Source organism: [Phormidium] sp. LEGE 05292 (assembly GCF_015207735.1).
Lineage (GTDB): Bacteria > Cyanobacteriota > Cyanobacteriia > Cyanobacteriales > Aerosakkonemataceae > Floridanema.
Genome location: NZ_JADEWG010000236.1, coordinates 1 through 6,856 on the forward strand (window position 1 = coordinate 1; position 6,856 = coordinate 6,856).

The window sequence follows — 6,856 nt, forward strand, 5'->3', positions numbered from 1 at the left end:
CCCCCATCCCCCCATCCCCCCTGCTTACGTTTCTTCCTGACAGCGTTGCCAATAAATTTGGGCGACTTTATCTAGAGGATTAAGAGAAAGACATTTGGCAAAAATTTCTGCGGCGCGTTCAAATCTGCCTAAATTATAAAGTAAGACTGCTTGTTCAAATCCAGTTTTAGTTAACAGTTTAGCTTGTTTAACTTCGGGTGGATCGGCATCAAATACTTCATATACCGTCACCATTTCTAATTTGCCTTTAACTTTTACTTTATCAATGAGTCGGATATTATAAGCATTAGCATCATTTAAAGCTAAAAAAGTGTAGTGAGAAATTAATAAAGATACGCCATAATTTTTGGTCAAACCTTCGAGTCGAGATGCTAAATTAACAGCATCGCTAACTACTGTACTTTCCATGCGCGATCGACCACCAACAACACCTAGCATCATTGTCCCTGTATTAATTCCAATGCCAATTTGAATTGGCGAACAACCAATCTTTTGGCGATTTTGATTAAATTCATGAAGGGCATTCAGCATGGCAATTCCTGCTTTAACAGCATTATCTGCTTCGCCGCTAAATAGTGCCATAATTGCATCACCAATGTATTTATCAATAAATCCTTGATTCTGAATAATTGCAGGTTCCATGCGACAGAGATAAGCATTAATAAATTTGAAATTCTCAGCCGGAGTCATACTTTCCGATAAACTAGTAAAATTCCGAATATCCGAAAATAATACGGACATTTCTTTTTGCACTTGGTCGCCTAATTGAACATCAACAATACTTTCTTTGTTTAACAACTGGAGAAATTCATGGGGAACAAAACGTGAGTAAGATACGTTAAGTGCAAGTAACTGTTCAGTTAATTTTAACCGTTCTACTTCGGATTTTTTGCGTTCAGTTATATCTCGAAAAACTAGCAGAGTGTATGTAATTTCGCCAGATTTAGCATAAATGGGAGTTGCCCAACTTTCTAGGGGAATACTCTTGTTTTGTCGCTGAATTTCTAGGTCATCGACTGTGGAAGATTCACCTTGTAAAGCGCGGACAATAGGTAAATTTTGATAGGGATATAATTGACTAGTTCCAGCAATGTAAAGTTGGTAAACTTCTGGGATTTTCTCAATTTTAGTATGAGGGATAATTTCTTTACCAAGTAGTTTTTGTGCAGCATCATTCAGATAATAAATTTCGCCATTAGCATCAATAACTGCAATTCCTATTGGTACTGCTTCTAAAAATTGAGCTAATTTTCTTTCACTCTCCCTTGCTGTTTCTTCGGCTTTATATTCTAATTCTGCGGTAACTGTATCGTAGTGTGCGGTAGCCGTTTCTAATAAAATTTCTAAGTCTGTATTTTGCCGTTGTAATTCTAGGGCGTGGTAGCCAGCGATCGCAATTGCCGAAGTAATTAATGCGGTTAATGGGGAAATTACAGGTAGCCACCAACTAGCTAAAAAAGCTAAATAACTACCACCAACCAGACTACCTCCTGCCACTAAAATTACTATACTAAAAGTTAACCATTTTAAGACAAACTTATTATTAAATTGTTTAGCTAAAAGTAACTTTCTACCCCCCGAAACACCGAGAAAAGACCAGAGAAAAATCCATAAAATTTCTCTTGGTTCTGACCAAAATTTAATAAAAGGTCTGCCATCTAAAGCCCCACTTAAAATTTGGCTAATTAAGTTAGCATGAATTACTACTCCTGGTGTTCGTTTGGGGCTACCGAAGAGATTAGTATTATAAGGAGTGAAGAATAAATCATTTAAACTAGAACCAGTAGCACCGATCAAAATAATGCGATCGCGCATACTATTTGGCGGGATACGATCTGACAAAACATCCTGCAACGATATAGTTTGGAAATCTTCTAAACTGCCTCGGTAGTTCAACAAAATTTGATAACCACCAGAGTTAGTCCGAATATATCCTCCTTCATTCCCAGTAAAAGGCACAAATTTAGCTTTACCTAATCCTAAAATCTTCTTTTTCGGATCGATCGTCTGGAGTTTCACCCCATGACTTTCCAGATACATTAAAGCTAATGTGGTTCCTAAACTTAATTTTGTTTTCCCTTGACTTCTAATGGATAGCAAACCTCGCCGCACTTTGCCATCAGCATCTATTACCAAATCTGCAATTCCTACCTGTCCTAATTTGCTTAAAGTTGGCGAGGGTGCGACAGTATTTCCCACTACTTTTTCTACACCGATTAAATTAGGTGTAGATTGTAACAATTTAACTAATTCCTCATTACCTGGTGGTACTGGCAAATCCCGATAAATATCTAAACCAATAACTTTTGGTTTTTGGGCTTTCAATTTATTAATTAATTTCGTTAAAACTGCATCAGAAATCGGCCATTGATTAATATAGTTAATATCTGATTCATTAACAGTGACAATGACAATTCGCGAATCCACAGATTCACGGGGACGTAAGCGAAAAAATTGATCTAAAGTTGCCCATTCTAAAAGTTGGAAAAAACCTAAATAATTCGCGATTATTACTAATCCAGAAACACTGGGAGCAATAATTAATACACTGCGCCACTGTCGAATTATTTTTTTAAGTTTTGACTTCATGGGTTTTTGGCATTGAAAAGAGAATGCAGTTGTCGTTTTTAACAAAGTTCTCAGAAACCACCTCTCATGCACTGACTATAGGAATTATGATAGTCCATGTTTTTTGTGAATTATAGCGATAATAACTCGATCGCGTCCTTGTTGTTTCGCGTCCTAGAGAGCTTGATGAGGACTATTAATTAATTTACTCAAAGAAGTTGTAAAATCAGGAATCATACTAGCTACGCCACAGCTGAGCGTGACGCGATCGCTAACCAGATAAATTTTATGTACAGTATGTAAACTTTTGACATTTGCTGTAATTCTATCTGTCACTACTAACGCAACTTCAGAATGAGTATTTATTTTGCCATAATAGTTGAGAATAATTTGATAAGCTAAAGCCCGTCTAAATTAGACCTCTCCAAAAAAGAATGTAGAGACGTTGTATACAACGTCTCTATAAGGGTTTCCAGTAAGGTACATTTAATTTCTGGAGATGTCTATTGTATATTTTTACGGATATAACTAATCCAAATAAACTAGGGGCAGTAATTGGTAAACTGCCCCATTTTCCAATTCGCTTTTTAAGTTTTAGCCACATTGATAGCACCCTAGAATAATAGAGGCTAGTTTAACAATGGCTGGGAAGCGATCGCTTCTAGCCCTACAGATTTTAACAATTGTTCCCACTTATTTACCAAATTGGCATCTGTTGGTTGCAATTTTCTCGCTTCAGCTAAACTCGCTAAAGTTTCGTACCATATCCCGTTTTTGCCATACAAAGCTGCTCGTTGTATCGGTGTGATATTTTGTAACTGAATCTGTAATGCTGAGTCGGTTTCAATGCGCCGAATACTTCCTTTAACACCTGGGCTATCCGGTCTGAGTCCTTCTTTTCCAATCATAATAAAAGCCCATTGATAATTCTTGCCAATTTCTAACAGTGGGGCATTTTCTGGGAGTGTAAACTGAAGAATTCCTGATTTACCAGTCAGCTGAATTTTCGTCTGGTAAACATTTTTGTTATTCGCATCTACCAGGCTAAAAAATACTTCTTTTGCCGAATCTTTCGGCACGTAAATAAAGAATGTGGGACGACTTGTTACTGTTAACCCATCTTTATTACCAGGCATTAATGGAACTACACACCCGCCTACAGATATTACCTCTTGCGGACATCCACCGCCACGAGATGCGCCACCAGCAGTGTCATCTGGTTTATCGCTTCCTGGAGGATCAAAAGTTACATCAGGCGTTAAAGTACTCTGTATTGTTTGAGATTGATTGTTTGAGATTGATTGTGCTTTGACGCTAGATAAAGGGCTGGCAGCAATTATGGTTTCTAGAGAAAGTGCGATCGCAAATAAAGCCAACAGTTTTTTGTTCATACTTAACCCAACTTTAACGTTACCGTTAGTTGATACTTACCTAATGCTATCAAAGCTCATCTACACCATTAATGTAAAGCTTTTCGGAACAACTTTATCAATTATTTAAAATTTTTTTAAATCTATAACCAGTTACCCACGATAATGAAAGGAGCCCAATAAAAAGGATGGCTATACTGGTGTTGTTTGAATAGCTTTAACTGTGCTGTACGGAGCGCCTCAGATTTACTAACTCCCTGCAATAATAACTGATAAAATTCTGTCATTAATTCTGCCGTAGATTCATCTTTTACTGACCAAAGAGTTGCCAAAGTACTACGTGCGCCTGAACGAACTGCTACACCTGCTAAACCTAAAGCAGCCCGTTTATCACCAGCCGCAGTTTGACAAGCACTTAAGACAAGTAATTCGATCGGAGTAGCATTACCTTGTTCCCGAAAGCGTAGTAAATTCTCAAATTCTTTAACTTTAACTTTCTCATTCCAAGTCAGAATAAAGGTTTCTTCTGGATTAGAACTAAACTGACCATGAGTAGCTAAATGAACTACGGGAAAAGCTGTTTTTGCGATTTCTGACTGTAAATTCTTTTCAGTAAATTCTTGGTTTAAAAATACTTTACTTGGAACTTCTTTGGCAATTTTATTTACTTCAATTGCTACTCCCGGCAGTGCGGCAAAGCCTTGGCGAGATTCTGTCAGTCCACCAGTTAAAACTTTAATTTTCTTTTGAGTAAGCGATCGTGGTGCAACCAAAGATAAACCAGGAGCTACAGCAATATTGTATTTTTCCAATAAATAACTTTTGCCATCATAAAGGGCTGACATTGGTAAATTGCGTAATAAACCATCCTGCACAAATACTAAAGTCTTCACTTGATTAGCAGCTAATTCTGCTTCGGCAGGTCGAATTAACCAATCATAAACTTGTTGAGAAACACGCAATCTTTCTTCACTTGAAAAGAAGGGATTGAGAGATTCTAATAACTGCGATAATGTTTTTTCGATTTCAGTTTGTGACAAATTAGTTGTGTATTGCCGCAAAGGTTTTCCAGGTAAAGATAAGATTACTTCTAAACGGTCTGGTAAAATAATTGGATAAATTACTGCCGCTTGAGGATCTAATCGATCGATTTGCTGCGGTTTAGCATCTAAACAAGCTTCGCGGAAAAAGTTGTCTAACTCTGCAATTTGTAAGGATTCAATTACTTCACGAGCTTGTTTAAGCTTGTTTTGATCGGGATTAGATTTTAACAATAAACTAACTAACTGACGATAGATTGGCTCAACACTTTCTTGAAAAGAGAATTGAATATCAGGATTAATAGCAACCAAATCAGTCCGCAAAAATTTTAGTATATTCACAGCTTCAGTATAAGCAGAAATCGCACCGTTAACGTCACCTCTTTGGGTGAGAATTTCGCCCAGTTGGGATTGTAATCGAGCGACAATATCAGAGGCATTTAACTGTTGAGCAATAGTTAAAGCTTGCTTAGTTAAATTTTGCGCTTCTTGCCATTGTTGCGTTTGTTGATAGAGATTTCCTAATTTTCCTAGCGCAAAAGATTCTGCCCGTAAATCTTGAAGTTGACGCGAATTTTCAATAGCTGTTGCTAATAATTGGGCAATTGCTTGCGGATTATGCCCCATTTTAATTAAAGTATTGGCAAAATTCACTTGAGCGTAAATACTTTCTCGAATTGGCGGAAGCTTTTTTATTTGTAGTTCTATTTCCGGGATTAATTTTTGGGCTGATTCCAGTTTTTTAGTTTCTACTAAAAGGCTTAATTCATTGAGTTGGGCTTCCAGTTTTGCTTGGTAATTCGTTGCTATTTCGGCAGCTTTTTGATAATTCATTAAAGCTTCTTGAGATTTTTGTAATGCTCTGAGGGTATTTGCCAAACTCAATAAGGTGGCGCTAGTTTCTGAGTTAGAATTTAGCTTTTGAGAAATTGTCAAACTTTGATTTAACACTTCTTGAGATCTCGTTAAATCTCCGACAACTTGCAAAGCTACACCTAAACTACGCAATCCCATTGCTTTTAAAGCATTATCTGGTAAACCTTGCAATTTAGTATTTAATTCTTCTAAATTTAGTTTAGCTCTGCGGTAAAGTCCCAAAGCTTGTAAAGCTTGAGCTTGATTAATTTTGCTACCGATAACTCCTGTTTCATCTCCAGTTTGGAAATAAGCTTTTTCCGCTTGTTGCCAACTACTTAAAGCGGCTTCAGTTTGTCCGGTTGCGAAGAGAATATTGCCTTGAGTATTTAAAGCTTGAGCGAGGATATTTGGCTGAGATGAAAATTTTAAGAGAGTTAAACTTTGGTCGATCGCATCTTTAGCTTGTTGCCATTGTCCTAATTCTTGATAAGCATTCGCCAGATAATTTAAAGTGAGAGCAAGTTGAGTGCGATCGTTCTCCCTTTGCAACTCTTTCACCGCCTGTTGCCAAACAGTCACCGCCTCCGCAAATCTGCCATTAACAAACAGCATTCGCCCTTGTTCCAACAAACTCGAATTAGCATTACTTTGCTGATTAAGAGCAATAACTTTGCCATTGCATAATAGGGCGGGTTTTGTTGAGAGATTGTCTTTTGCAATCAAGGATTGTCTGCTAAACCCACCCCTACAGTCAGATTGTGCGGTAGCGGGAAAAACCACTGTCACCAAAAACAGAGTTAACAATCCCAACCAAACACTTTTAGGAATACATTTTAATAACGATCGAATTCTAGCCATTACTTTAAAAAATAGGGCATTGTGGAAGTTTATACCAATTATTTTGCCGACTAGATTGAGCGATCAATTCTACCTTACCATCAGCATTTTTCACCCAACCAGTAGCTTCAACTATTGGGGACTGGGAGGAAGAGGTGGAGGGGTGGGGAGGTTGGGTGATAG

At 37.5% G+C, this 6,856-nt stretch carries 4 protein-coding genes; all 4 read right to left on the bottom strand.

Features of this window, described 5'->3' with window-relative positions; translation table 11 throughout:
• Positions 1-24: 24 nt before the first annotated feature.
• The gene (locus tag IQ264_RS30745; protein WP_193986215.1) at positions 25-2,589 is read right to left on the bottom strand and encodes a CHASE2 domain-containing protein; all 2,565 of its coding nucleotides are present in this window, start codon (positions 2,587-2,589) and stop codon (positions 25-27) included.
• 153 nt (positions 2,590-2,742) lie between these two features.
• Positions 2,743-2,904, bottom strand: a complete 162-nt coding sequence (locus IQ264_RS30750; RefSeq protein WP_193986216.1) for a hypothetical protein — start codon at positions 2,902-2,904, stop codon at positions 2,743-2,745.
• A 293-nt stretch (positions 2,905-3,197) separates the two neighbouring features.
• Positions 3,198-3,959, bottom strand: coding sequence for a DUF928 domain-containing protein (locus IQ264_RS30755; protein ID WP_193986217.1), 762 nt, complete (start codon positions 3,957-3,959; stop codon positions 3,198-3,200).
• 122 nt (positions 3,960-4,081) lie between these two features.
• Positions 4,082-6,694, bottom strand: coding sequence for a CHAT domain-containing protein (locus IQ264_RS30760; protein ID WP_193986218.1), 2,613 nt, complete (start codon positions 6,692-6,694; stop codon positions 4,082-4,084).
• Positions 6,695-6,856: the final 162 nt, after the last annotated feature.